General features: G+C 60.2%; 20 protein-coding genes and 4 pseudogenes. 10 read left to right on the top strand and 14 right to left on the bottom strand.

Translation table 11 applies throughout. The features are described from left to right. Positions 1-46: 46 nt before the first annotated feature. Together dusA and CK230_RS33610 are read right to left on the bottom strand one after the other, a co-directional pair. Positions 47-1,045, bottom strand: coding sequence for a tRNA dihydrouridine(20/20a) synthase DusA (gene dusA, locus CK230_RS15335; protein WP_095818011.1), 999 nt, complete (start codon positions 1,043-1,045; stop codon positions 47-49). 136 nt (positions 1,046-1,181) lie between these two features. Further along, on the bottom strand, positions 1,182-1,571 hold the full coding sequence (locus CK230_RS33610; protein WP_245429945.1) for a hypothetical protein: 390 nt from the start codon (positions 1,569-1,571) through the stop codon (positions 1,182-1,184). Between CK230_RS33610 and CK230_RS15330 the strand changes: the two genes are divergently transcribed. From CK230_RS15330 to CK230_RS15315, 4 genes are all read left to right on the top strand, one after another. Continuing rightward, positions 1,524-2,222, top strand: coding sequence for a site-specific integrase (locus tag CK230_RS15330; RefSeq protein ID WP_245429942.1), 699 nt, complete (start codon positions 1,524-1,526; stop codon positions 2,220-2,222). The two genes, CK230_RS33610 and CK230_RS15330, sit on opposite strands and share 48 nt — an antisense overlap. A 111-nt stretch (positions 2,223-2,333) precedes the next feature. Continuing rightward, on the top strand, positions 2,334-2,474 hold the full coding sequence (locus tag CK230_RS33110; protein WP_176480109.1) for a hypothetical protein: 141 nt from the start codon (positions 2,334-2,336) through the stop codon (positions 2,472-2,474). Between the two features lie 131 nt (positions 2,475-2,605). Further along, complete coding sequence (locus tag CK230_RS15325) at positions 2,606-3,661, top strand: succinylglutamate desuccinylase/aspartoacylase family protein (RefSeq protein WP_095818009.1); 1,056 nt, start codon at positions 2,606-2,608, stop codon at positions 3,659-3,661. Positions 3,662-4,487: 826 nt separating this feature from the next. After that, a complete protein-coding gene (locus CK230_RS15315; protein ID WP_095818161.1) occupies positions 4,488-4,712 on the top strand; it encodes a hypothetical protein in 225 nt (74 codons plus the stop codon). 79 nt (positions 4,713-4,791) lie between these two features. Here the strand turns inward: CK230_RS15315 and CK230_RS15310 are convergent, their stop codons facing one another. Continuing rightward, positions 4,792-5,067 (bottom strand): hypothetical protein, encoded by a 276-nt coding sequence (locus CK230_RS15310; protein WP_095818007.1) that lies wholly within the window; start codon positions 5,065-5,067, stop codon positions 4,792-4,794. Positions 5,068-6,691: 1,624 nt separating this feature from the next. Here CK230_RS15310 and CK230_RS15300 point away from each other — a divergent pair. Beyond that, positions 6,692-8,209 carry a PAS domain S-box protein gene (locus CK230_RS15300; protein ID WP_095818005.1) on the top strand — a complete coding sequence of 506 codons (1,518 nt, stop codon included), beginning with the start codon at positions 6,692-6,694 and terminating at the stop codon, positions 8,207-8,209. Positions 8,210-8,309: 100 nt separating this feature from the next. Here the strand turns inward: CK230_RS15300 and CK230_RS15295 are convergent, their stop codons facing one another. The 3 genes from CK230_RS15295 to CK230_RS15285 all read right to left on the bottom strand — a co-directional run bounded on the left by CK230_RS15295 (position 8,310) and on the right by CK230_RS15285 (position 11,959). Then, on the bottom strand, positions 8,310-9,227 hold the full coding sequence (locus CK230_RS15295; RefSeq protein ID WP_095818004.1) for an NADP-dependent oxidoreductase: 918 nt from the start codon (positions 9,225-9,227) through the stop codon (positions 8,310-8,312). 319 nt (positions 9,228-9,546) lie between these two features. Next, on the bottom strand, positions 9,547-9,936 hold the full coding sequence (locus CK230_RS15290; RefSeq protein WP_095818160.1) for a response regulator: 390 nt from the start codon (positions 9,934-9,936) through the stop codon (positions 9,547-9,549). Between the two features lie 64 nt (positions 9,937-10,000). Beyond that, on the bottom strand, positions 10,001-11,959 hold the full coding sequence (locus CK230_RS15285) for an HWE histidine kinase domain-containing protein (RefSeq protein WP_245429941.1): 1,959 nt from the start codon (positions 11,957-11,959) through the stop codon (positions 10,001-10,003). 328 nt (positions 11,960-12,287) lie between these two features. Between CK230_RS15285 and CK230_RS15280 the strand changes: the two are divergent. Beyond that, positions 12,288-12,910: pseudogene (locus CK230_RS15280) on the top strand (peptidase M14); the annotation flags it as partial. A gap of 385 nt (positions 12,911-13,295) precedes the next feature. Here CK230_RS15280 and CK230_RS33105 read toward each other — a convergent pair. The 4 genes and pseudogenes from CK230_RS33105 to CK230_RS15260 form a co-directional block, all read right to left on the bottom strand. Then, complete coding sequence (locus tag CK230_RS33105; protein ID WP_176480108.1) at positions 13,296-13,463, bottom strand: hypothetical protein; 168 nt, start codon at positions 13,461-13,463, stop codon at positions 13,296-13,298. Between the two features lie 720 nt (positions 13,464-14,183). Further along, on the bottom strand, positions 14,184-15,068 hold the full coding sequence (locus CK230_RS15270) for a proline iminopeptidase-family hydrolase (RefSeq protein WP_095818001.1): 885 nt from the start codon (positions 15,066-15,068) through the stop codon (positions 14,184-14,186). A gap of 116 nt (positions 15,069-15,184) precedes the next feature. Next, positions 15,185-15,920: pseudogene (locus CK230_RS15265) on the bottom strand (IS5 family transposase). A 96-nt stretch (positions 15,921-16,016) separates the two neighbouring features. Continuing rightward, positions 16,017-16,421 carry a low affinity iron permease family protein gene (locus tag CK230_RS15260; protein WP_095818000.1) on the bottom strand — a complete coding sequence of 135 codons (405 nt, stop codon included), beginning with the start codon at positions 16,419-16,421 and terminating at the stop codon, positions 16,017-16,019. Positions 16,422-16,456: 35 nt separating this feature from the next. Here CK230_RS15260 and CK230_RS15255 point away from each other — a divergent pair. After that, positions 16,457-16,954: pseudogene (locus CK230_RS15255) on the top strand (DUF892 family protein). A 230-nt stretch (positions 16,955-17,184) separates the two neighbouring features. Here CK230_RS15255 and CK230_RS33605 read toward each other — a convergent pair. From CK230_RS33605 to CK230_RS15240, 3 genes and pseudogenes are all read right to left on the bottom strand, one after another. Next, a pseudogene (locus tag CK230_RS33605) lies at positions 17,185-17,472 on the bottom strand (hypothetical protein); the annotation flags it as partial. Further along, entirely contained in the window at positions 17,472-17,651 is a 180-nt protein-coding gene (locus CK230_RS15245; RefSeq protein WP_095817999.1) for a hypothetical protein, read from the bottom strand. The pseudogene CK230_RS33605 and the gene CK230_RS15245, both read right to left, overlap by 1 nt. 403 nt (positions 17,652-18,054) lie before the next feature. Further along, positions 18,055-18,981 (bottom strand): transcriptional regulator, encoded by a 927-nt coding sequence (locus CK230_RS15240; protein WP_095817998.1) that lies wholly within the window; start codon positions 18,979-18,981, stop codon positions 18,055-18,057. Between the two features lie 422 nt (positions 18,982-19,403). On the opposite strand from CK230_RS15240, the gene CK230_RS15235 reads away from it, so the two are divergent. The 3 genes from CK230_RS15235 (at position 19,404) to CK230_RS15220 (ending at position 21,811) form a co-directional block, all read left to right on the top strand. Next, positions 19,404-19,709, top strand: coding sequence for a hypothetical protein (locus tag CK230_RS15235; RefSeq protein WP_095817997.1), 306 nt, complete (start codon positions 19,404-19,406; stop codon positions 19,707-19,709). Positions 19,710-19,893: 184 nt separating this feature from the next. Beyond that, complete coding sequence (locus CK230_RS15230) at positions 19,894-20,466, top strand: DUF1003 domain-containing protein (RefSeq protein WP_245429930.1); 573 nt, start codon at positions 19,894-19,896, stop codon at positions 20,464-20,466. 532 nt (positions 20,467-20,998) lie between these two features. Next, positions 20,999-21,811, top strand: a complete 813-nt coding sequence (locus CK230_RS15220; protein ID WP_280952544.1) for an EamA family transporter — start codon at positions 20,999-21,001, stop codon at positions 21,809-21,811. A 423-nt stretch (positions 21,812-22,234) separates the two neighbouring features. Here the strand turns inward: CK230_RS15220 and CK230_RS15215 are convergent, their stop codons facing one another. Beyond that, on the bottom strand, positions 22,235-23,335 hold the full coding sequence (locus tag CK230_RS15215; protein ID WP_095817993.1) for a mandelate racemase/muconate lactonizing enzyme family protein: 1,101 nt from the start codon (positions 23,333-23,335) through the stop codon (positions 22,235-22,237). Positions 23,336-23,428 lie beyond the last annotated feature (93 nt).

Below are 23,428 nucleotides of genomic sequence, written 5' to 3'. Positions count from 1 at the left end.
CGAACTTAACCGCTTACACTTCTCCTGGAATTGCTCTGACCGAAAGTCAGGCCGCGTCGGCTTCCGCGGTCGTGAAATCGATCGCTGCGAACGCGCTCTTCAGCACCTCCGGCCCGGCGCCGGGTTGGTTTGCGTCGGTGGAAAGAATCTGCCGGAAGCGGCGCGCGCCGGGCAGCCGGTGGAACAGTCCGACCATATGGCGGGTGATGTGGCCGAGGCGCCCGCCCCGCTCGATGTGGCGCGCGGCATAGCCGGCCATGGCGTCGATCAGGCCCGGATAGTCGAAGACGGCTGCCACTTCGCCGTAGAACGCGGCATCGACGCCCGTCAGGATGCCGGGCGTATGATAGGCGGCGCGGCCGAGCATCACGCCGTCAACATGGCCGAGATGCACCGACGCTTCGGCAAGCGATTGAATGCCGCCGTTGATGCCGATGAATTCGTTCGGCTTTCTGGCCTTCAGCCGATAGACGCGCGGATAGTCGAGCGGCGGGATGTCGCGGTTCTCCTTGGGGCTCAGCCCCTCCAGCCAGGCCTTGCGGGCATGCACCCAGAGCGCGTCGGCGCCCGCGCCGAACACGCCGTCGGCGACCGTATCGAGAGCGGGTTCCGGGTCCTGATCGTCGACGCCGATGCGGCATTTGACCGTGACGGGGATTTTCACCGAAGCCTTCATGGCCGCGACGCATTCGGCGACCAGGTCCGGCGTCTTCATCAGGCAGGCGCCGAATGTCCCTGACTGGACGCGGTCGGACGGGCAGCCGACATTGAGGTTGATCTCGTCATAGCCGAAGGCTTCGCCGATCCGCGCCGCTTCGGCGAGCTTTGCCGGGTCCGATCCGCCAAGCTGCAGCGCCACCGGATGCTCGACATAGTCGAAACCGAGCAATCGTTCGCGCGCGCCGTGGATGACGGCGTCCGCCACAACCATCTCGGTGTAGAGCAGCGCGCGGCGTGTCAACTGGCGGTGGAAGAACCGGCAATGCCGATCCGTCCAATCCATCATCGGGGCCAAAGCCAATCTATGCTCTTGATATTTCAGCATTTTTTCTTTAACATCAAATTCTTAGAACCTGCCGAGTGGACACGAATTTACGCCAGAATACGACCCTTTTCGCCACGTTTCGATCTCTCAGTGCACACGGAGCGCACACGAAAAAATGGCCACCTACACAAAGCTCTCATCCGGTTCCTGGCGTGTCCAAGTCCGTCGCAAAGGTCGCTATGTCAGCGAGACGTTCCTGCGCAGAGACGACGCACGGCGCTGGGCGACCGAAACCGAGCGCCAAGTCGATCGCGGTGAGACGCCGACCAAGTCCCGCATAGCGCGCCGGAAAACTTTCGGCGAACTCATAGAGCTTCATATCGACGACATGTGCGATGTAGGCAAGTCCCCTCGCCGCTCCAAGGCCGCGGCCCTCGGTATGCTGAAAAGGCAACTCGGGAAGTGTAGCGTCGCGGACCTGGATCGCGAACGGCTTATTCGTTTTGGTCGTGAGCGGGCCGCCCAAGGCGCTGGACCGATGACTCTCGGTATAGACATCGGCTTTATAAAACTTGTCCTGTCTCATGCCGCGGCCGTCCACGGTCTACCAGTCAAAGTGGAACCCGTCGATCTAGCGCGCATCGCACTTAAGCGCCTTGGCCTTGTCGGCAGGGGGTGTGAGCGTGACAGGCGGCCCACCCAGGATGAACTCGACAGGCTAATCGCTCACTTCGATACAAATCCTCTCCAGATAGCGCCGGTTGGCCGGATAATACGTTTCGCTGTTGCGACCGCGATGCGCCAGGAGGAAATCTGCCAGGCACGTTGGTCCGACCTGGAAATTCGCACGCGGATGCTTCTCATCCGCGACCGGAAAGACCCACGCAATAAGAAAGGGAACAATCAGCGCATACCCCTGTTCGCGGCAACGGGATATGACGCCTGGGCCATTGTCGAGGAGCAATTGGCTAAGCGCTGCAATGACGATGATCGAATTTTCCCATTCAATCATCGGTCCGTCGGCACCGCCTTCCGTCGAGGGTGCGCTGATCTGGACATCCATGACCTTCATTTTCATGATTTGCGGCACGAAGGCACGAGCCGCCTATTCGAAGCCGGGTTCACAATCGAACAGGTAGCACTGGTTACAGGGCACAAGGATTGGAAGATGCTGCGACGCTACACACATCTAAAGCCCGAGATGCTTCATACTATCCATGCTCAGAAGGCTGCATAGTGGAGGTGCCAGGGGGGCGGAGCATTAGTCGGGCGCCTTGTGCGTTATGACTGCGCAACCATGGCAGGGCTTCAAAGGAGCGACGGCTTTGGAGACCCAACAGTTTGGGGCATGCTGATCTTCATCGTCGCGCCGCCGCTGCAGATCCGTGCGTCCAGGCTGACGCCGACGGCCGAACCTCGCCGCTATGCTCGCCAGGGCATGCAAGCGCTCGCCCGCCGCGCCATCCTCAAGGCACAGCCGGCTGAATAAAGCGAGGCGTCTTCGCCGCAGCGAGGCTCGGTCCATCGTAGCTTGCTGCTCCCACGGCGCGGCTTAGCTGGACCACTCGACATCCCGACCGCAAGCATGCATTTGGGTGGCCTCTTCATTCGGAGACCCCCATGCAGAAGACGATCGAGCGCATCACCGGCGACGCCGAAGGCACGATTTACGAATTTCCGGTCTTCCGCTTCGAGGGCAAGGACAAGGCGGCCCCTTCCGCCTACCTGCAGGCAGCCTTGCATGCCGGTGAACTGCCCGGCGTCGTCGCCATCGACGCGCTGATGCCGATGCTGACCAAGGCGGAGGCTGAGGGCCGCATCAGAGGCCCGATTACGGTCGTGCCCTGGGCCAATCCGATCGGCCGCGCGCAATATCATTTCGGCGAGCATCAGGGCCGCTTCAACCTCGGCACAAGGACAAACTTCAACCGCTCCTTTCCGCTGCTCGCGGCGCCCGATGCCAGGCTGTTGCCGGATGTCAGCCTTGGCGGTGCCGATCGCCGGCTGAAGAACCGGCTCGTCCAACTCTCGCTCGGCACCGACGTCGTGCTCGACCTCCACTGCGACGACGAAGGCCTCGCCTATCTCTACATCCATACCAGCCTGTGGCCGCAGATGGCCGACTGCGCGGCGGCCATGGGCGCCGAGGCTGTGCTTTTGTGGGGCGAGGACAACACCGGCACCTTCGAAGGCGCCTCGATCATGCCCTACCAGAACGTGCCGGCCAGCATCGCGCGCTTCGACCGGCGCGTCGTCACCACGGTCGAATATCGCGGCTTGCTGGATGTCGACGGCGCGCTCGCTGCGTCCGATGCCGCCGGCCTTTACCGCCTGCTGGTGACTCGCGGCGTCATCCAGGATCCATCGGTTCCGAAATTCGACAAATTTGCCGGCCCGGTCGTGCCGCTCGAAAACATCGACATGATGCCCGCGCCCAAGGCCGGCGCGATCCTCTACGAGGTCAAGCCCGGCGACCGCGTCAAGAAGGGCGACAGGCTGGCGATGATCGTCCACGCGCCCGGCGAGATCGACGGCCGCACGGAGGTATTTGCCCCGCAGTCGGGCTTTATCCTGACCCGTCGCTCGCGCCGTATCATCCGCGCCGGCGAGGATCTTTTGAAGCTCGCCGGCGACAAGCGCAGCAACAATGCAAGGTCCGGAACGCTCGAGGATTGACGACGCCTGGCTTTACCATCCGAGCGAACTCCATTTGCACCGAAGGTCAGGGCAGGATGTCTGGTGTCCGTCCCAGCGGAACATTTTAGATAAACTGAATGTTCTAACCGTTGCAATGATTAAGCTATCTGACCTCGGCCCATTCGAGCCACATCTCAACGGCAAGATTTGCGAGCACGAAAGCGAGTATTTCTATCGCTGTCCGCGGTGCGGCCAGATGGTGGATGAACGGGACGCGCGGCAGGTGGTCTGGCATTCCTTCTTGGAGCATGAGCGTCTCATCATCGATGGGGACGCGCCTCACTTGCCCTAATCGGGCATCGTGTGGCCGGATGAATCTTCACCCTTCGTTCACGATGTCAGCGCAGCCTAATCCAAGGTCATGCTGGTACAGCGTACATGCCTAAAGCCCTAGCGCCGATCCCCCTCAGCGCCGGGGCTTTTTAGTCTCGCTTCTCACCACCGGTTTAGCGCCTCTATCGTGATCTGCGCGATATGCGGGCCGACTACATCGCGGACTATACAGATGACACCCGCCCCACGGCCCGAGCTTGCGCACGATGTCGAACGCCCTTTCTCTTGGTGGCATAGAAGCTTGGGAGGTGGCACCACTTGCATCGTGGTACACATCCCCCTGTCCGAGACGGCATTGCCCCCTAACTGTCGCCGATAAGCCCCCGCGGCGGCCATTAATCATTCATTTATAATATCAGCAGATTTTTATGAGCGGGCATGCTGATGCTCCTCAAAGCAACACCAGGCTATGGGCAGGCTGCGAATGGGCGGCGGCGAAACAGACTCGGGTGGGGAGAGGAGGACTGACCAAATGTCGAATAAAGAAGTCGGAACATCCTGTTCGCTCGGGATGCGTGTCGCCGAACTGAGAACCAGGATGCAGGACGCCAGGATCACCCAGGACGAGTTTAAAGCCTTCCAGAAGGTCGCGGCCATCATGGGGCGCGGCGAAGGCTCCTTACGCATCGACGCGGACGATCTGATCGCCGCGTCCTTTCTCGCCGAGATGACGGGCGGCGAACCGACGCTGAATTGATGCTTCTCGCACGGCAGCTTGGCGCGGTAGGTGGCAACAGAAAAGGCGGACCATGGTCCGCCTTCCTCTGTCGGACGAATTAACCACCCATCTTCTTTGCCATAGCGCAGAAATCGCCATGGGCCTTGTTGAGCGTGGCATCGCCGCAGTCTTTCTGCACCGCAGTTCGCTCGTCTGGTTTCATCGCCATCCAGGCCGTCTTGAAATCGGCTTCGGATCTCAGGGTCTTCATCCCGGCATCGGTGAAGAACGGCGACATCTTGGCAGGGTCATCGAGCGCAGACGTGGACCCAGCCATTGCTGCACCGCTCATCATTGCGAGCGCAAGGGCGCCCATTGTGAACATCTTGAACATCGGACTACCTCCTTGAGATAATAATCCTAGAAGGAAAACGTGCGCTTACCGAGAGAGGTTCCAACGCCCCTTCAGGTACGAGAGTGCGCTGCTCCAGCGCGGAAGGCCGTTCAACGGCGCCGTTGGAGCGAGGTCTGCTGGGGCTGAGGTGACCTAAAGATGAAAAAGCGTCATCGAGGTCAGCATGGCAGTGCGCACCGCTTAGCCGCGCTCGTCCCGGACGAGATGCTTTAATTGCGGTTGCCGCCTCCGCGTTACGGCATGAAGCGCTAAGGCCGGCAAGGTCGCGACAGCACCTTTCGAAACTGTGTTGAGGAAAACGGAAGCCCGACCTCGTAGTGAGTGTGATCGCCGTCGGCGTCTGTGTCGAAGAAGCAGTGCGGCATGTGTCCATCCTGCTATAGCCGACCGCCCGTGCATTAACCTGGGTTACGTCGGTGCGACTGCATCAGTTGCATAGCCATCTCTCCACCGGCTCTCCGGCGCTTTGCTCTCGTGGATCTCCTTTAGGAAGGCAGACCGTACGATGTCGGCGTCAAGCGCCGTCAGGTGTGATTTCGCCATCGTTCTCTCACATGAGCGGGGGCGAAAACATTTCCCGCGCAGAGGCGGATTAAATCTCCAAAGGAGCTATTCCACCAGTCCTCTCGAAGCGGAACAACGGTTTTGGCGGCGGGTTGAATCTCAGTAGGAGATTTTTCGTGACTGAGACGCCCGAGAGGCCAGAGAACGCCAGGAGCTATACAATCCAGCGCTTGATGGAGGAGACCGGAATTTCCGTCGAGGAAGCCCAACAGTTGATCTTTCTCCTGGGATTTGAATGGAGCTGCCTTTTGCGGGAAGGCCATATTATCGCGAAAAGGAAGCGGGCGGGCCGGCTATGATATGGTCACCGAAAAGCGCACTGCGATGCTTCGGAGAAAGATCTCGGTGTCGAGGTCGAAAGCGATCTGGCCACAGGCAGGCCGTGAGAAGTCTCGCGAAACGGCGAAGGCCATGTCGACTGGATCTCTCGGCCGCAGACCGTCAGAGCCTGGCGTATGCGACCGGCGCGCACGAGCTGCCCGAAACGCTCCTCCCGGCGCAGTTTCTCGCGGCGCCAGCACGCCGCCGCCACTGGTCAGAGCGGTTACCGTAGCGGATTTGTCGCTTTCTCGGCTCGCTTATTTCCGTGGCCTCCTGTCATTTTCTTGGGGAGTCGGTCCAGCAGCCCCCAGCCGCTCGGGCAAACCACTGCTCAACGCGAAAAATCGGAAGCCCACGCAGGTGCCGCCGCACCGCCTCGCTCGCAAATTGGCGGCGCAGCAATTCGGCCAGCTTCTCGCGTCGGTCTCCGGCATGTTCTTGAACCCGGTCAAATCCGATTTGTTCCTGTATCGATCGCCAGGCTTGAGCTGTCTTGCCTCAGCATCTCATCGGATGTCGAAGTCAGTCCCCAAGGACCGCAAGCAAGCGACAGCGACCCGGCGGTCTAACCATCGTCGCGCCCGAGTCCCTATTGCGAAACGGCGCAAGGCGCATATTGTTGGCGTGGTCGGGGTCTCAATCAATCGAAGGACCTGGACCCTGGACGCGGTGCTATTTGGTTGAGGATGGTCGAATAGAACCGCCCTGGGATAGAGCCATGCAGCACGGGGCCATGAGTGATGCGGCCATGGGCGGAGGCCAGCGTGAGCCGGCCGACAGCGATATTGTCCGCGAGCAAGCCGTCCTTTTTCGTCTGACCGACCGACTCTATCGAGCCAACGGCCTTGACGAGATCTACGATGCAGCGCTGGACGCCATATGCGACGCCCTCGGTTCGTCACGCGCCTCGATCCTGAGATTTGACAGCGACAGCGTCATGAGCTTCGTCGCCTGGCGCTCACTCTCTCAAGAATACCGCGAGGCAGTTAACGGTCACACGCCGTGGACGCGCGGGGAGCACGATGCCGAACCTATCTTTGTCGAGGATATTCGTCTCAGCGGTGAATCTCGGCAGATCATCGACACGGTCCTTGGCGAGGGAATCGAAGCGCTGGCCTTTATCCCGCTTGCCAGCTCCCGCGAGCTCATCGGCAAGTTCATGGTCTACTATCCAGCACCCTATCGCTTCGCCGATCGTGAACGCGAACTTGCGTTGACCATTGCCCGTCAGCTCGGGTTTGCAATCGAACGGGAGCGGGCGGAAACAACAGGAGCGCGACTGAGCGCGTTGGTGGAATCCTCGGATGATGCCATCATCGCGACCGATATGGATGGCATCGTCACGGACTGGAACAGCGGCGCCGAGCGTCTCTACGGCTACGGCCGCGAGGAAATTGTCGGACGTCCGCTCATGTTGCTGATCGCGCCCGATCGCCAGAACGAGGAAGGGGAGATTCTGGCGCGCATTCGCAATGGAGAGCATGTCGATCATTTCGAGACCGTTCGCCTGCGCAAGGATGGCAGCAGCATTCCCATCTCTTTAACCGCTTCCCCAATCGCGGATGCGTCTGGCGCAATTATCGGCGTCTCTAAGATCGGCCGTGACATTTCCGAGCGGAGGCGCGCGCAGGAGCAGCGGGAGCTGCTGCTTCGCGAGATGGACCACCGCGTGAAGAATCTCTTTGCCATCGCAAGCACAATCGTCAATTTGAGCGCGTCAACCGCTGAAACTCCGGCCGCGCTCGCCTCCACCGTTTCTGATCGGCTCGGGGCCCTCGCGCGCGCGCATGCGCTGACAATGCTCCCCTCGACCGGCTCCTCTCTTCAGGTCGCAACGAGCCTGCATGCATTGATCGCCGCAATCCTCGCGCCATACCGCCATGGAAGTGACGAGCATCCCCGCTTCGCGATCAGTGGCATCGATATGCCGGTGCCTTCGGCGATGATCACGCCACTTTCTCTCCTGCTATACGAATTCGCCACCAACGCTGCCAAACATGGCAGCCTCTCGGTGACCGCCGGCTCGATAGAGATCGCCTGCTCCAACCTGGACGGTAAGTTGACTGTCCAGTGGAGAGAGGTAGGAGGACCACCTCCGGTCGCAACCCCAGACGAAGGTTTCGGGAGCCGCTTGGTCCGCGCCGCCGCGAGTGAGCTTGGCGGGCTCGTGCGAGATCGGGGCCCCGCTGGAATTGTCCTTGAGCTCACGATCAATATCGAAAAATTCTCGGCCTGATGCTTGATCCGCTTTTCAGCGCAATCATCGCGCGCGGTTCATGACCGTTCGTCACCCCATCGCGCACAGCTTCCCGGTAGCTTTATCGCTCCCCAGGTTCTTACGGGCGAAGGCGGATGATCGTCTTTCCCGCCCGCCGCTCCGTCGAGTTGAAGGTGGCGATGGCATTTTCGAGGGAAGAGACGGTGCCGATGTTTGTCCGCAGCCGTCCGTCCCGCACCCGCTGGACGATCTCACTCAGTTGCGCGCGATCAGACTCGACAACGAAGTCAACCGCCAGGCCGTCTGCGGGCCTCGCCTGGGTAGGGCCGACGACGGTCACCAGCGTTCCTCCGGCCCGGATCAACGCTGCGGACCGGTTCTGAATGTCACCGCCGATGACATCGAACACCAGATCGACGCCGCCGACGTCCTCCAGCGCGTCTTCACCGAGGTCGACGAATTCATTTGCACCGAAATCGAGCGCCTTCTGGCGGTCGGCGGCGCGTCCGGTGCCGATGACGTAGGCGCCGGCTTCCCGCGCAAGCTGCGTCACGACCGAACCGACGGCGCCGGCCGCCCCATGCGCCAGCACGCTCTGTCCTGCCTGAAGGCGGCCGTGCTGAAACAAGCCTTGCCATGCGGTGAGGCCCGAGATCGGCAGACTTGCGCCCACCGTGAAGTCGACATCGCCGGGCAATGGCGCGAGGTTGCGTGCTTCCATGGCGACGTACTCAGCAAGTGTGCCGTCGCGATGCCAGTCCGACAGGCCGAACACCCGCTGACCGATCGACAGCCCCGTGGTGCCGTAGCCAAGCGTCGTGATCACACCCGCCAATTCATGACCGAGGATCGATGGCGTCCGGTCACAGAAGGCCCGATCCGCCCAAGTTGAAGGCCACTCCAGTTCGGTGTTGACGAATCCCGCCGCATGAACCTGAACGATGACGTCGTTTATCGCTGCCTGTGGTTCGGGCCGCTCCACCAGTGTCATGCCGGCGGTTCCCGCGGTCTGGTCCGTTACAACGATTGCTTTCATGGAAATTGTCTCCTCAGTGAATTGTTAGTTAGAGGTAGATTGCAGGCGTGGAAGGTCCTTTCGACCTCTCACGCGGTGGCTTTCGGTTCGACGCCTTCATGCGACCTGAAGTTCTTGCTGGCGGCTGAATCGCAGTGGCCTCGCACTCGCTGGAGCCGCAAGGAATTGCGAAGCGCATATCGGCAGCACCATCTGCGGCGCTGCGTTCAATCGCCTCGGTCCACGCCAATAGTCAAAAGGAAATGCGAAGTGGCGCAGCTTATGACGAGCATCGCGGTGGCCGTAAGCGATATGGGATTCTCGTAGCAGGCTAGCGCAGTCAGGTCGGATCGATCGTCGGCAGTTGGTTGAGCAGCGTGGATACCGCAGTGACTATCTGCGGCATGAAGAACGGCTTTGTAATCATGATGCTATTGGGGACCCCCTCGTGAGCCCAGTGAGTCGCGCTGTCGCCGCTAATGTAGACGACCGGCAGCACTGCATTGGAGCGGCGACAACGCCTCGCAAGCTCCCATCCCGTCTCGCCAGAGCCCATACGGATATCCGTCACCAGCGCCTTGAATTTTTGCGGGTCCGCATCAAAAGCGGCAATCGCGCTCGCCGCGTTGTTTGCCCCTATGACCTCGAAGCCCGCTTCTTCTAGCGCCGATTCCAGGTCGAGCAAAATCATCGTCTCGTCTTCAACGACTAGAACCGCGCCATTACCCATCTTTGCGGATACCCCCGAGCGGCCACAACGCTTCATGGGGACCAATGTTCCGTTGGATGTTGAACTAACTTCGGTCGGTGAGGTTCACTCGAAACGCGCAACGTAGACCAATCCGCTCGTAGCTGATCTTCACTCCACCAGCGTTCTTCCCCTCGAAAATCCGCTCGAGCAGTTGGGTACCAAATCCACGTTTACCGGGGGTAACAGGTGGACCGCCCTTTTCATGCCAATCGAGCTGAAGAAGCCGGTCGCCTTCAGCCTCCTGCAGCTTCCAATTGATCTCGATCGATCCTGTCGGGTTGGAGAGTGCGCCATACTTGATCGCATTTGTCGTCAGCTCATGAAGCGCGAGGGCGAAGGAGAGTGCGATGTTGGGTGGAAGCCAGATTCGTCCCCCGTGCATGTCGAAGCGATCGAGGGAGGCATGCGGCTCAACGGCGGCTACGATCAGGGCGCTGAGGTCGGCGCCGCTCCAGTTCTCGAGGGTCAAGATGTCGTGCGCCTTTGCCAGAGACACCAGTCGGCTGGAAAGCGCCTGACCAGCCTGTGCCAGGCTGCTGGCGTTGCGCATGGTCTGGGCAGCTATGGCCTGAACCACAGCCAAGGTGTTCTTGACCCTATGGTTTAGTTCATTGACGAGCAACTGGCGCTGTTCCTCCCCCCGTTTTCGGTCGGAAATGTCCAAGCTGATCTGCACCGCGCCTACGACAGAGCCGTCCGCACTGCGGATCGGCCGTGCGCTGGAAAGCAAGTATCGCTGCGCTCCAGACGGGAGGGTATATGCAAATTCTTCGTTGGTGGTCTCTTCGCCTCGCATCGCCCTGCTGAGTGGGCGGTCCTCACGACTGACAGCCTGGCCGTCCTTGTACGCAAGAGTATCAATCACCAGATCTGCTTTTCCAAAGGACCTGTGAGGCTGCGGCGGCAGTCCCATCAGGTCTACAGCAAACCTGTTGCGGATTACCTGGCGAGCCTGCGGATCATAGGTAAACCATACGGCGGCGGGTACCGTTTCTAAAACCGTTTCCAACTCGCGCGTGCGCTCCGCGATGGCGTGCTCTGCCGTGACCATGGCCTGCCCAATCGTGTCGAACTCTGAGACCGAAGAAACGATCGGCTGCACCGGCCGCCCGCTGCCCAGCGCATAGGCTCGTTCGACGAGATCTGCGGTGGCCTTGGTGAAGGTCCTGCCGACAACATAGGCCAGGGCAAGCGAGAAAAGCAGTGCGGAAAGACCAATCCCTCCAATCTGCGCTAAAGACCACCATAGCGGCGCGTGGACTCGGGATAGTGGAACGTTGGCCGTGTAGAACCAGCCAGAGTAAGGCGACCGGTAGTATCCAGCCAGCAATCTGGTCCCTTCGAAATTCTGAGATTGGAAGGTTCCGGAGCGGCCCACGACCTTGGCTATGTATTCGGGCAAACCGGGTCTCCCGGTGACCTGGTCATGCAATTTGGATCTCGCGACGTATTTTCCCTCGCGGTCCCCGACACCGACAGTCCATCCCTCGGGGACCGCCGGCAGCATGACAAGGCGGATGCGTTCGGTAGGAATTGCTATCGAAAGCAACAATGGTTCGCCGTTGAAACCCGGGACCTCCCTGGTGACGGCTACGCGATACTCGTTCGGCTTCTCCCCGGCGAACACATTGCCAACAAGGAGTCCTGCAAGTTTCAGCTGCTCGCGTTCGTCGAGAGTAGGCGGTGCTGCCAATGGCTGATCGGAGGACGGCTCAGACCCGGTACTTGCCAACTGGCGACCGTCAAGAGTTCGCAGCGTGATTACCTCATCGGTCCCATCGACTAGGCGACGTGCCTCGGCCCCGAAGGCCTGCCAATCCCCATTCGCGAGAGCGGAAGATTTGGAAAGGCCGTCCAGAACTGTCTTGGGACTGGCGAGTTCCCCTTCCACAACGAGGGACACCTGGCGAGCCGTCCAAAGAGCCTCCTGCTCGATCCGGGATGTTTCATGCAGTGCGTAGGTCACAAGCAGGTAGGCAGCAAAAAGCCAGACCGGCAACACAGCTGCCGCGATTAGTCCAAGCAGATGGACTCGTGCCGATCGACGAGACAATCTTCTCCCCCGTCCAACCCAAAGGACCTTAAACCGATGTGTAAGGACGACAAGAGCCCCGCGGGTGAGGCGATGAACGAGATCGACCGGATCGGTAGCTCGGTCACGCCATTGCGGCCACGGACATCACAGTTGCCTGCGTTATCCCGACCATGCGCCCGGGATCGCCTCGGCATTCGCCAGACTGGTGACTGACCCGGCAAGTTACCCCGGACGCATCATCAACCGATTTCGCGGAGTAACTAGCACGAATGCAGCCCGAACCGGTGCGAATGAAATGTCAGATATCGCGATCGCTTGCCTGCGTCGAAGCCGTGAGCAACCTGTTTTCCGCTTCGAAGGCAAGGACAAGGCGGCCCCTTCTGCCTATCTGCAGGCCGCTCTTCATGCCGGCGAGCTGCCGGGCTCGTCGCCATCGACGCTGATGCCGATGCTTGCCAAGACCGAGGCCGAAGGCCGCGTCAGAGGGCCCATCACGGTCGTGCCCTGGGCCAATCCGATTGGCCGCGCGCGGTATCATTCGGCGAGTCAGGGCCGCTTCAACCTCGGCACCCGCACCAATTTCAACCGCTGGGCGCCGATCGCCGGCTGAAGAACCGACTAGTCCAGCTCTTGCTCGGCAGCGACATCGTGCTCGATCTTCACTGCGATGATGTCGTGCCGCTGGAGAACATCGACATGATGCCCGCGCCGAGGGCCGGCGCGATCCTCTACGACGTCAAGCCCGGCGACCGCGTCAACAAGGGCGATAGGCTGGCGACGATCGTCCACGCGCCGGGCGAGATCGACGGCCGCACGGAAGTGTTTGGCCCGCAGTCCGGCTTCATCCTGACCCGCCGCTCGCGTCGTAGCATCCGCGCAGGCGAGGATATTTTGAAGCTGGCCGGCGATAGGCGCAGCGACGATGCGAAGGTCGGGCACGCCCGAAGATTGAAGGTGGTGATTGATGATGCTCCTCGCCCTCGACTTGAGGGAGCTACGCGCCATCCCTCCGCCGCGGAACGCGCGGGCTTCCGAGAACCGCCTTTTGGCGCTTTAAGTCCAGTACCCGCCGAAACGCCACCGCCGCCATATCGCATTTGTGCCGAGATGGACCGTTCGAATTCAGAACAGTCTTGGCTTGGCCGAGTGTCAGGCCATGCTTTTCCGCAAATTCGACGGGGTCGTAAGCATTCTCCCAGTCCATTCCGGTCGCTTTGATGCCTCGCATGCCCATCTCTCTCTAATCCCGCTGTCGTCCTCAACGTGGCGGCACACGATAGGTTTCTCTTTCAGGGTCAAGGCGTCACGACAGCCGACCCTTGATTTCGGATTGGATGGCCCGCACCCGCTCGTCAGCTTCAGCGGAAGCAATGTCGATGAGATAGCTCAGCAGGTCCTCGCCCGCTGCGCTGGTCCTCTTGCGGATTTGCTTCAGCATCGCCGAAGCCAACCGCAAGCCCTCGATCTTCATATCCGGATGCATCAGACCTCCCGCGCATTCCAGACGAATCGGACCTTACTTTAGCATCTCCGCAGAAAACGGCGACACGCTCAGGTTTGTTCCCGCGGCGCTATCATGAAGGCACCTCGCCGGCTGAGAGGACGCCGAAACTCCCGTCTGCGATAGACCAGAAAAAGGTCGTGTCTGAGGACCCCATGGGCGGCGCGCACCAGTCGTCCCACGACAGGGCCGTTATCGACCTGAGCAGAGCGGCTCCATTGATCGTTTCCGAACGCTCTCTTGGCGCAGACGCTCCTCCAGGTTCGTGGTCCGGCGCGGTTTCGATAAGGGAAGTCAACGGAGAGTGGCAGGTCACAATTGAAACCGGCAGGAGACATTCACGTCTGACTTGAGAACAAGCACTATGCCTGTGCTTCGCAGACGGCCAAAGGATAGGCCTGAGTATAAGGCGCGAGCCGGAGCGACTCGTCTGCGGTTTGCGTTTTCCAGTGTACCGCCAAATGGTGTGATGAAGGTCCTGCATCTCTCAAGCAATTCCAGGGGAAGTCTTCGGTTTGATCGGTCGGCAACTGCAAATTGCCGCAGGCTCGGTGCTGGCTAGGTTCAGGACTCGTTATTGAACCCGCCTCACGTCGCTGCGAAGTATGGGCCAAGTTCTTCCCGTCCGGCTTGGTGCTGACGGGCGCGATTGTACCGTCGGGTCATTAAATCAGCCCAGCCGCTGGCCGTTCAACCGATGTGCGCGTCGAGGAAAGTCTGTACCGCCGTGAAATAGGCGTCTGGCTCCTCGAAGAAAGGCATGTGCGAGCTGTTGGGAAGGACGACGATCTGACTATTTGGAAGGGCCTCATGCATGAGGCGTGAGCAGGCCGGTGTGCCAATGTCGTGCAACCCACAAAGCAATAGCGTGGGCTGACCGATGCGATGCAGCCGGTCGAGGCGGTTCCAGTCCTTGATGCTGCCGGAGTAGCAGAACTCGTTGCGTCCCTGGATCGCCTTGTAAGGCGCTACATTGAAGCTGGCCACGGAACGCAGCAGAGCCTCTGGCCAGGCCTGCAGCCGACACACGTGCCGATAATAGAGTACGTCAAGGGCGCCCTTGTACTCGGGATGCTCAAGGGTATCCTCAGCCTCATGGCGCTGCATCATGGCGACAGTCTCGCTGCCGAGCGCACCGCGCAGCCTTTCGAGTTCGGTCACCAAGTGAGGAACGTTGGCGGCACCATCCGCAAGGACCAGAGTTTTGAAACCATCCGGGTACGTCAATGCGTATTCGAGACCGAGCCACGTGCCCCAGGAGTGGCCCAGCAGGTGAACCTTACCCAGGCCCAAGGTGGTTCGGACGATTTCGATTTCCTCGACATAGCGTTCCAGCGTCCACAGGCTCCCGTCGTCGGGGCGGTCGGAGGCACCGCAGCCAAGCTGGTCGAAAGCGACGACCCTGTACCGATCACCCGCTAGCCGCGAATGGCTGTCTCGAATGTAGTCGCAACCAAGGCCAGGCCCGCCATTGAGGCAGAAGAGGACCTCCTCGCCGAACCCAAAGCTGTAAGCGACGACCTCGTACCCGTGGACCGGTACGTGAATGATCTGATCTGCTTCCCGATCGACCAACGTGTCACCTCACCATGCTGCTTGACCTCAGCATCGCACCTTCCGCCGGACCTGGGAACTATCCGAAAACGCGAATGATGGAGTGGGTGGCGGCATGTACCAGACCGGTTGGTCCGCTATAGCCAGAAGATGACGGTTGCAGCGAGGCAGATGGCGGACATAAACAGGTGTGGGCGCAGCGGTCAAAGCGGGTGTGGATGCGTCGCCAGTCCTTGAGGCGGCCGAACATGTTCTCGATCTTGTGGCGCAGCCGGTATAGGATCGGATCATAGCCGAGCGGGCTCCTGCGGTTGGACCTCGAGGGGATGCAGGGGACGATGCCGCGGTGCTTGAGGGCCGCGCGGAACCAGTCGGATCATAGCCCTTGTCGGCGAGCATGGTGTCGGCGTCCGGGATGGCATCGAACATCAAGGCCGCGCCCTTGTAGTCGCTCATCTGGCCTTCGCTCAGCAGCATGACCAGCGGCCGGCCCTGGCCGTCGCAGACGACATGGAGCTTGGAGTTCAGGCCGCCTTTGGTGCGCCCGATACGTCTGGGAACAGCCCCTTTTTGAGAAGGCTTGCAGCGGTCCGGTGCGCCTTGAGGTGCGTCGCATCGAGCATCAGCCGCTCGGACCCGCCCCCTTAGCTGCCAGTTCGGCGAAGATCCGGTCGAACACCCCCCAGCCGGCTCCAGCGCACGAAGCGGTTGTAAATCGTCTTGTGCGGACCGTAGTCCTTCGGCGCATCGCGCCAGCGCAACCCGTTCCTGATCACGAAGATGATACCGCTGATCACCCTTCGGTCATCCACTCTGGGCACCCCGTGCGACGAGCAAAACACGGCTCGATTGCGCCGCCGACAACCAGAACAGACTACTCCTAGCAGCGCCTCCTTGCGCTGCCACTGAATCAGAACGCCGTTGTCCTGTGAACCTCTTTAATAGGTCCTGAGCCTAGGCATGTAGCATTTAGGCGTGCCCGGCCTTAAGCCGCTGCCTACGGCGTTTCTCACCTGCTCGTTCGTTGCTTTCCTTAGCTCGAGCGCACAAAGCGCGGAACTCTTCGACCTCGGCCTCGGTGAGGTGCTCGATGCCAATGAAGGCATTCTTGGCGGTACCGGAGCGGATCAGCTCATCAAGCTTCGCCTGGATGGCCGCGCCGTCGCGGTTCTGCGTGTTCTGGATTAGAAAGACCATGAGGAATGTGACGATTGTCGTACCCGTATTTATGATCAGCTGCCAGGTTTCGGAGTAGTGGAAGACCGGCCCGGTTACGGCCCAGATCAACACCGACGCCAGGCACAACGCAAAGGCCCATGGCCGGCCGGAAGCGTGTGCGACGACTGTCGCAAGGCGATTGAAGGTTTTTTCCATTGGAAGTCCTGGTGGAATGGGGAAGCGTTCGAACAATGGAGAGGCCGGAATTTCGTTCCAGGCGGTCTGCGCCGCTCCTCGACGGCCTGAAGCATATTATTACGCCGAAAAGAAAATCCTCAAAACCTTGCCAAGACTGCGAAGGGCGCCGAAAATGAGGAGGTCAGCGCGGCCTTTGAGAAACACCGCGCCGAAACCGAAGGCAAAGTGGAGCGTCTGAGCAGATCTTCAGCATTCTCGGCACACCCGGCCCGCGGAAAGACCTGCCCGGCGATCGACGGCATCCTGGAGGAAGGGGCCGAAGTCCCCGAGGAGTACAAAGGCTCACCGGCCCTTGACGCCGGCCTTATCGGTGCGGCTGAGCCGGTTGAACACTATGAGATCGCGCGCTACGGCACGCTGATCTCGTGGGCAAAGTCGCTTGGCAAGGAAGACGCCGTAGAGCTCCTGAAGGCGACGCTGGAAGAGGATAAGGCGACTGGACTCTCGGCGAGTGCGGCGTCAACGATCGGGCGGTCGCAGAAGCCGCCTGACAGCGGCCGAGGAACTCTGACCGGAGTCCTCCCCGAAATCCCGCGGAATTGGACCGTGAAGCTCGGCCCATGTATAGGACGTATATGGGATGGGCGGGGCATCGCCAGGCGGTGCGCGACTTTGAATCATCTGCTCGACCGGCTGCAGACGCCAGCGCGGCGAAACGTGTGTCCATGGAATCGTTTTCGCGTGGCGCCTGCCGGATCCAGTAAGCCGGATCGCCGGCAGCATCCTTAGTCCGGCCCACTTGGCGCGCGAGCTCGGCAAAAGGCGGCACGCCGGTCTGATCCTGAGACAGATTGGCAAGCTGCAGCAACCGAAAGGGAAAGCAAATCGCTTCTCGGTGGGCCGTCGACATATCTTCGTAGACGCGCTCGTCAGCCATGACTGAAGCTTCGGCCTTGCGCAGTGCATCGTCAATGGCGTCGATCGAGAGCACGCCATGGTGCACAAGCGCATTGTTGATGGCCGCCACCGCCATCATCAGCCCCTCAAGCTGTAGGTTGGCGACGTTCATCAGTTGTCCTTGACGTAGGCGCCGGGTTGACGGCCGCCCTTGGGCGCCTTGGCATCCTTGGAATGCTCGGCGATCGCGGGGCCGGCCCCCGAGACTTTCTCTGTTGCCGGCGAGGGCGTTGCCGGTCTGGTGTGCAGGCGGGTTGCGTCTTCGGGCTTTCTGTTCGTGGGATCGGACATGGCGGTGCTCCGGAGTTTAACCCAGATCAACTTGGGAGGCGGTGCTAAGTTCCCAGGACGGCTGGCATCGCAGCGGCTTCGATGCCGGGGATGATGGCCGCGGCCAGCGTCCTCTGTCGCGTTTTACCCATTCGTCCTTTCCCTGGATCGCCGATCGCGTGGGCCCTGAAGCACATCGACAAGGTAAATTGCCGCGAGCTTCGGGAGGCAGGCCCAAAGGGGAAGGAGGCAAAGCACGAGCGCGACCTTTCCGACGAGAGATGTAGCCGACCTTCTCGTAGGTCACTTCCAGCACGGTAGCTTCCCACTGCGAATAGGTGGCACATTGAATGCGACGAGCCGCAAACGACCAGCGCACCGTCGGTCGAGGTCGCGCACCACCCGTCAAGGGGCTGATATGCCCTCAAGCCTTCAGCAGGCGCAGAACAATGTCGTTGCTGTAATTGCCGAAGCCGCTGCCGAAGATATTTACGCCGCCGGGGTGACGCGCATCTTCCTTCACGCCGATTCGTATCCGGATCGAGCGGTGCCGCGCGAGCTCCAGATCAGCCAGCGAGCAGTTAGAAACCTTGTCATTGTTGCGATAGGTGCCATTGTTCGTGACGCGCCAGTGTGCGAGGTCACCGTATTGGGATCCGGCTAGCTTCCACCAGCCGGGCGTATGCTTGCCGCGCTTGTCCCCATAGTCGGCCGGCGCCGTCCAGGTATCGATCTCGCGTCCGTTGATCGCGATCGTGATGTCCGACGGCCAATGCTGCGATGTGCCCGGCACCTCCGACGAGAGCTCCATCGCCAGCTCCAGCCCTCCCACCTTGGCGTTGGCAAGCGTCGCATTGTTGGGAAACTGGTATTCGACGAAGCCGCGCGTGAACCACAGCAGCCCTGCCCGCATGCGGCCAGGATCGAGGAAGGTGTCGGGCACATCGAGAAGTCCGATGACGCCGTCCTTTGAACACAGGCCGCAGGGAGCGGAAACTTCGCATCTCGTATAGAGGCCAAGCGGCATCGCCACTTCTATGACCCCGAGATCCTGCGCTGGGGCGCGGTCCTTAAAGACGACAACCAACTCAGAGAAGGTCGAATAGCAAACCTTCTGGCTTCCCTTGCGCGCCTTCTGTGATTTCGTCTCGATCAGACCGACATCGACAAGAACCTGGATGTTGGCGGAAATCGTCGATTGCGGAAGACCGAGTTCCTCGGCCACCTGATTGACGTTTTTCGGCCCCTTGCGGTGCAGCAGATCGAGAATTCGGACCCGGACCTCGCTCGCGAGGCTTTTCAACAATTCAAGCCGCTCGAGCGGATCGACAACCAGGATTTCATTCGACATATGGCCCCGCACTCGTCACTCGAAGTTAATGTATCAGAAGATCAGATATAAAAAAAGACGGCCGCCGGGTAGTGGGCCGACCCACTACCCCGCGACAATATGAGAGCCCTGGGCTAAGTTTACCTTGCGCAGCGACTTCGGTGGCACGTGCGTTGGCGGTTGACTTATTGGGAGCGGCACTCGTGCAGATCCAGAAAAGCGACGACGCCTTTTGAAGAATGGCCTGAACCAATGCTCGCGCCCGCGCGTTAGAATGCTATCTTGCCGAATGATCTATTGCTCGGATCAAGCTGCCGGTTTCTATGCCGCTGGTGATGTGGTGAAGTAGACCTCACGGTAGCCTTCAGTCACCATACATTGCGGCGACCCGACATTCACGATTACCTTGAACAAACAAACCCTGCCTGCCACCGTTGATCGCCATGCACCTTGTTCAGATTCTACTCCCATGCAGGGACAACGAAGGAGAGCCTTTCGGCCAAGAAGACTTCGAGAGGGTAAAGGAAGAGCTCGCGGCCCGATTTGATGGTGTTACCGCTTACCTCCAGGCTCCTGCAGATGGTCTGTGGAGGAAGGGTGCCGAGTCAAATGCCGACCAGATCGTCATCTTCGAAGTCATGACCGATGAGATCGACCTCCTCGAGTGGCGTGATCGCCGCACTGCACTCGAGCGGCGGTTCCGGCAGGAGAAGGTGATCATCCGCTATATCCCTATCACGTTGATCTAGCCGGCAAGCGATCGCGCCAAAGTCCAGGCTGCGGGGAAGCTCTTACGCGGCGAGCGCGCGGTGCGCAGGGCCTACAAGGTGTGGCAGGACCCCGGACTGGATTGCACATCTCCTGGCTCTCGCGATACCGCCGATGGAGCGAATTGTCAAACGAGGAGTTAGGCTGCCAAACGGGAGACATAGAATGAATCCCAAGCCCGCTCCTGAAACCATGGGCTCTGTGACGCCAACCACCCCGGCGGCGGAAGGCTTGGCCCCTGCCCTGGCGCGGAACATAGAGGCACTGGTCGAGAGGCGAAAACGTGACGCCGAGACAGCGTCCTTGGAGGAACGCACGGCTGCTGCCATCAGCAGATTCGCCGGCAGCATGGCGTTCGTCTACATTCACCTTGCCTTCTTTGGAGCATGGATTGCACTAAATCTCGGCGTCGTGACCTTTATCAAGCCGTTTGATCCATCCTTGGTGATCCTGGCCATGTTTGCTTCGGTCGAGGCGATCTTTCTGTCGACCTTCGTGTTGATCAACCAGAACCGCATGGCGGCCGAGGACGATGCCAGGGCGGACCTCGATCTGCAGGTCAGCCTTTTGAACGAACATGAGACGACCAAGCTCATCAAGCTGGTGGAAGAGATTGCCAAGCGCCTGGACGTAAACACCGAAGCAGACGACGAACTGAAGGAGCTCAAGCGCGACGTGGCACCTGAAGCTGTTCTGGACAAGATCGAAGAAGTGGGCGAGAGCAAGACGCCGAGTTGACCCCGCGCAAGACGACCTTGGCCTTACCGACCGGTCGGCTTCTGAATCATATTCTTGCCCTGAAGCGCCTTACGCGACTGCGCGAACCACAGCTCTCGTCCGAACACCATCGACGACGGCCTGCCTTGGAAGTATCAAGGAAAAGCCAGCCGCAGTTCGGTCCCGGGCATTCGCGCACGCTACGGCGAAGCTGCCGACCCGCTAAAAACGAGGCTGCGCTAAGCGCTACGCGGAGCCAAACCGCTTCAAGGCTACTGTCGTTTGCCCACCCCCAGAAAAACACACCATCGGCCTCGCAAAGCGCGCGCCTGCGCAAGGATTCCGAAACGGCCTTCTGGACAGTCTTGACTTCGTCCGGCGGTGCATTGGTTTCCAAAGCTTCCGCCCGCAAAATTGCATAAAGCGACTCGCGCAAGACCTTGGCTCTTTCCAGTGCCTTTGAGGCGAGCAACCGATTATCGGCTGCCAAGGCAATTAGCTCCTTCCTCTCGGTAGGCGTTATCACCTCGGCGCGCTCAGCCCAGGCGAGGAGATCGTCACTGCGGCAGGCGCCATCTTACTTTTCATGGCGTATTGTCGAGGGAAGTTGCCGAGGGTCTCCCACAGCGACGCGCCGAGGCTGCTGACAGTTACGCTGTTGATGATCCCGCTCTGCTACGGCCCGTTGTTTTGGGGCATGCTCTATGTCGATTCAGGAACGGCCGCGGTGCTTGAGCTTTCACTTACGCCCGTAGCTTTGCTCGGCTTCGCATTGCTTCTCGGCGATGAGCCCTTCGAGGGCCGAAGGGTACTGGCGATCATCATGGGAGTTGCGGGGCTGTGCGTGCTGTTTGCGCCGGAGATCTATAGCAACACCGCGGCCGCGGCGGACCAGTCGAGCTTTATGAGGTTGGTCGGGTCATGTGCCGTCGCGTCGGCGGCTGTCGTGTATGCCTATGGTTCGGTACTCGCCAGGCCGCTTCTTGCCGCTTATCCGGCCGATTTCATGGCCGGTTCCACGACGCTTTTTAGCGGCCTCCTGCTCATTCTAGGCTCCCTGGTTCTCGAACCCAGCAGTCTTTCGGCGCTTCAGGGCGACTGGGGCTGGCCGGCATGGGCTGGCTGGCTTTTTCTGATCCTGTTCGGTTCACTCGTCGGCTACACTCTATTCATGCAGCTTCTGCGTGACATCGGCGCCTCCCGCGCCGGCGCCTTCGCGTTCGTTTCGCCCGTTATTGCGGTGCTGCTCGGCATCGTCACCCGTGGCGAGAAGATTGGTCCGGTCGAAATTACGGGTATGACGGTCCTGCTCTCGGCTGCTTTCCTAGCTTTGCGGGAGCCGAAAAACCGATCTCCCGCGGAATAGCGCTCGAAGCCACCAATGCGCCTGTCGCCCAACAGAGATGGACGCCGTAGTCCGTGCGCGCTGGGCGATGCCGTCTCATTCCCGGCCAGCAGGAACGCGTACGCTCGCAAGCTGGGCCTGGGCTGGGTAGACGCGATGCGCCGGATCGGCCGTGCAAAGGTATCTACACCTATTGCCACTTCTTCTATCCGGCTACGACCGAAGCTCCGGCCTGCGCACGGACCACTTGCTTGTAAGTCCATCACCTGCATGGCTCCGTGAAGAGAAGTTGAGGAGCTAGTCAATGCGCCGATACCGCTGTCACCGCCTAGGTACGCGCTATGCCTAGGGCTGGCAGGTTGTTGAAAAACTGTTTTGTCACACAATCAAACCCGCCACAGATCAGAGTCAAAACGGGTATCTCCGGACTTTTTCATCAACCTGCTAGACCTTCTCCTCATATGGAACCAGCTTACGCCAGTCAAAGCTGACACCAATGCCAGGTTCGTCTGGGGCGACTGCCAGTCCATCCTGCAACCTAAGGGGACCAGTGGTATACTGGTCGATGTCGAAACTGTGCGCCTCCACCCAACCAGAGTTTGGTTGACCCGCGACCAAACTGACATGCAATTCCTGCATGCCGTGGCTGCACACTGGAATTCCAGCCTTGCGGGAAAGCTCGGCCACCCGCAACCAGCCTGTGATGCCGCCACAGTTCGAGGCGTCGGGCTGGATGTAGGAGAGGTTCGACCAAGCGAAGGCATGCTCGAATTCTTCGATGACATGCAAGTTCTCGCCCATTGCCAGAGGCATGCCCGTCGCCTCGGCAATGGCAGCGTAGCCCTGGTAATCGTCCGGTATGATAGGCTCCTCGAACCACAGCAGATCGTAAGGGGCGAATGCGTTCGCCGCCTCGATCGCCCGATGAACGTCGAGCGCATAATTGGCGTCCACCATGAACGGGGTCTCCGGCCCGATGCGCTCGCGGATTGCCTTTATACGGGCGACATCCTCGGCGAGGTCATCTTTGCCGACCTTGATCTTCACGGCATTGAACCCGGCGGCGAGATAGGAGTCGATGCTCGCCCGCAACTCGTCCAGGGAGAAGTTCAGGTCGATGCCGCCGCGATATGCCTTGGTTGTCTTTCCGGCGCCCCCGGCCATTTCCCAGAGTGACCGGCCGATGCGCCGGCCCTGGAGATCCCAAAGCGCTATGTCGAGCGCAGAAATTGCAAACGACGCGATGCCGCCGCGCCCGACGTAATGGACGTGCCATAACATCCCATCGTAGAGCGCTTCGATCTCCGTCGCGTCACGTCCCTTCAGGAAAGGCGCCAAGTCGTGCAGGATCATGGCGGCGATCGCATGTCCCCCTTTGCCGCCAGTGTAGGTGTAGCCGGTTCCTTCGCTGCCGTCGGCCAGCGTGAGGGTCACGGTCACCAGCTCGAAATGCGTGTGGGCGCCATGCTTTGCGTCGGTCATTACCTCACGCAACGGCACCCGGAAAAGCCGAACCTTCACGTCAGTGATCACTGTATCGCCCATTGGGAGGCTCTCGTCGCCGCATCCTATTTTCGTCCTACCATAATTGCACTAACGTCCGCACAGTGCAACAAGATGCACGGTTTTAGCCATTTT

Origin of the sequence: Mesorhizobium sp. WSM3859, from assembly GCF_002295065.1 — a bacterium.
Classification (GTDB): Bacteria; Pseudomonadota; Alphaproteobacteria; order Rhizobiales; family Rhizobiaceae; genus Mesorhizobium.
Note: the sequence above shows the minus strand (reverse complement) of the source record. Positions and strands in the feature narration are given on the sequence as shown.

Coding starts and splice junctions, on each gene's coding strand:
- CK230_RS15300 (WP_095818005.1), top strand. CDS start 6,692: ATGCAGCACGGGGCCATGAGTGATGCGGCCATGGGCGGAGGCCAGCGT.
- CK230_RS15310 (WP_095818007.1), bottom strand. CDS start 5,067: ATGTTCAAGATGTTCACAATGGGCGCCCTTGCGCTCGCAATGATGAGC.
- CK230_RS15260 (WP_095818000.1), bottom strand. CDS start 16,421: ATGGAAAAAACCTTCAATCGCCTTGCGACAGTCGTCGCACACGCTTCC.
- CK230_RS15215 (WP_095817993.1), bottom strand. CDS start 23,335: ATGGGCGATACAGTGATCACTGACGTGAAGGTTCGGCTTTTCCGGGTG.
- CK230_RS33105 (WP_176480108.1), bottom strand. CDS start 13,463: ATGAAGATCGAGGGCTTGCGGTTGGCTTCGGCGATGCTGAAGCAAATC.
- CK230_RS33110 (WP_176480109.1), top strand. CDS start 2,334: ATGCTGATCTTCATCGTCGCGCCGCCGCTGCAGATCCGTGCGTCCAGG.
- CK230_RS15330 (WP_245429942.1), top strand. CDS start 1,524: ATGACTCTCGGTATAGACATCGGCTTTATAAAACTTGTCCTGTCTCAT.
- dusA (WP_095818011.1), bottom strand. CDS start 1,045: ATGCTGAAATATCAAGAGCATAGATTGGCTTTGGCCCCGATGATGGAT.
- CK230_RS33610 (WP_245429945.1), bottom strand. CDS start 1,571: ATGAGACAGGACAAGTTTTATAAAGCCGATGTCTATACCGAGAGTCAT.
- CK230_RS15230 (WP_245429930.1), top strand. CDS start 19,894: ATGAATCCCAAGCCCGCTCCTGAAACCATGGGCTCTGTGACGCCAACC.
- CK230_RS15240 (WP_095817998.1), bottom strand. CDS start 18,981: ATGTCGAATGAAATCCTGGTTGTCGATCCGCTCGAGCGGCTTGAATTG.
- CK230_RS15235 (WP_095817997.1), top strand. CDS start 19,404: ATGCACCTTGTTCAGATTCTACTCCCATGCAGGGACAACGAAGGAGAG.
- CK230_RS15245 (WP_095817999.1), bottom strand. CDS start 17,651: ATGTCCGATCCCACGAACAGAAAGCCCGAAGACGCAACCCGCCTGCAC.
- CK230_RS15290 (WP_095818160.1), bottom strand. CDS start 9,936: ATGGGTAATGGCGCGGTTCTAGTCGTTGAAGACGAGACGATGATTTTG.
- CK230_RS15325 (WP_095818009.1), top strand. CDS start 2,606: ATGCAGAAGACGATCGAGCGCATCACCGGCGACGCCGAAGGCACGATT.
- CK230_RS15295 (WP_095818004.1), bottom strand. CDS start 9,227: ATGAAAGCAATCGTTGTAACGGACCAGACCGCGGGAACCGCCGGCATG.
- CK230_RS15315 (WP_095818161.1), top strand. CDS start 4,488: ATGTCGAATAAAGAAGTCGGAACATCCTGTTCGCTCGGGATGCGTGTC.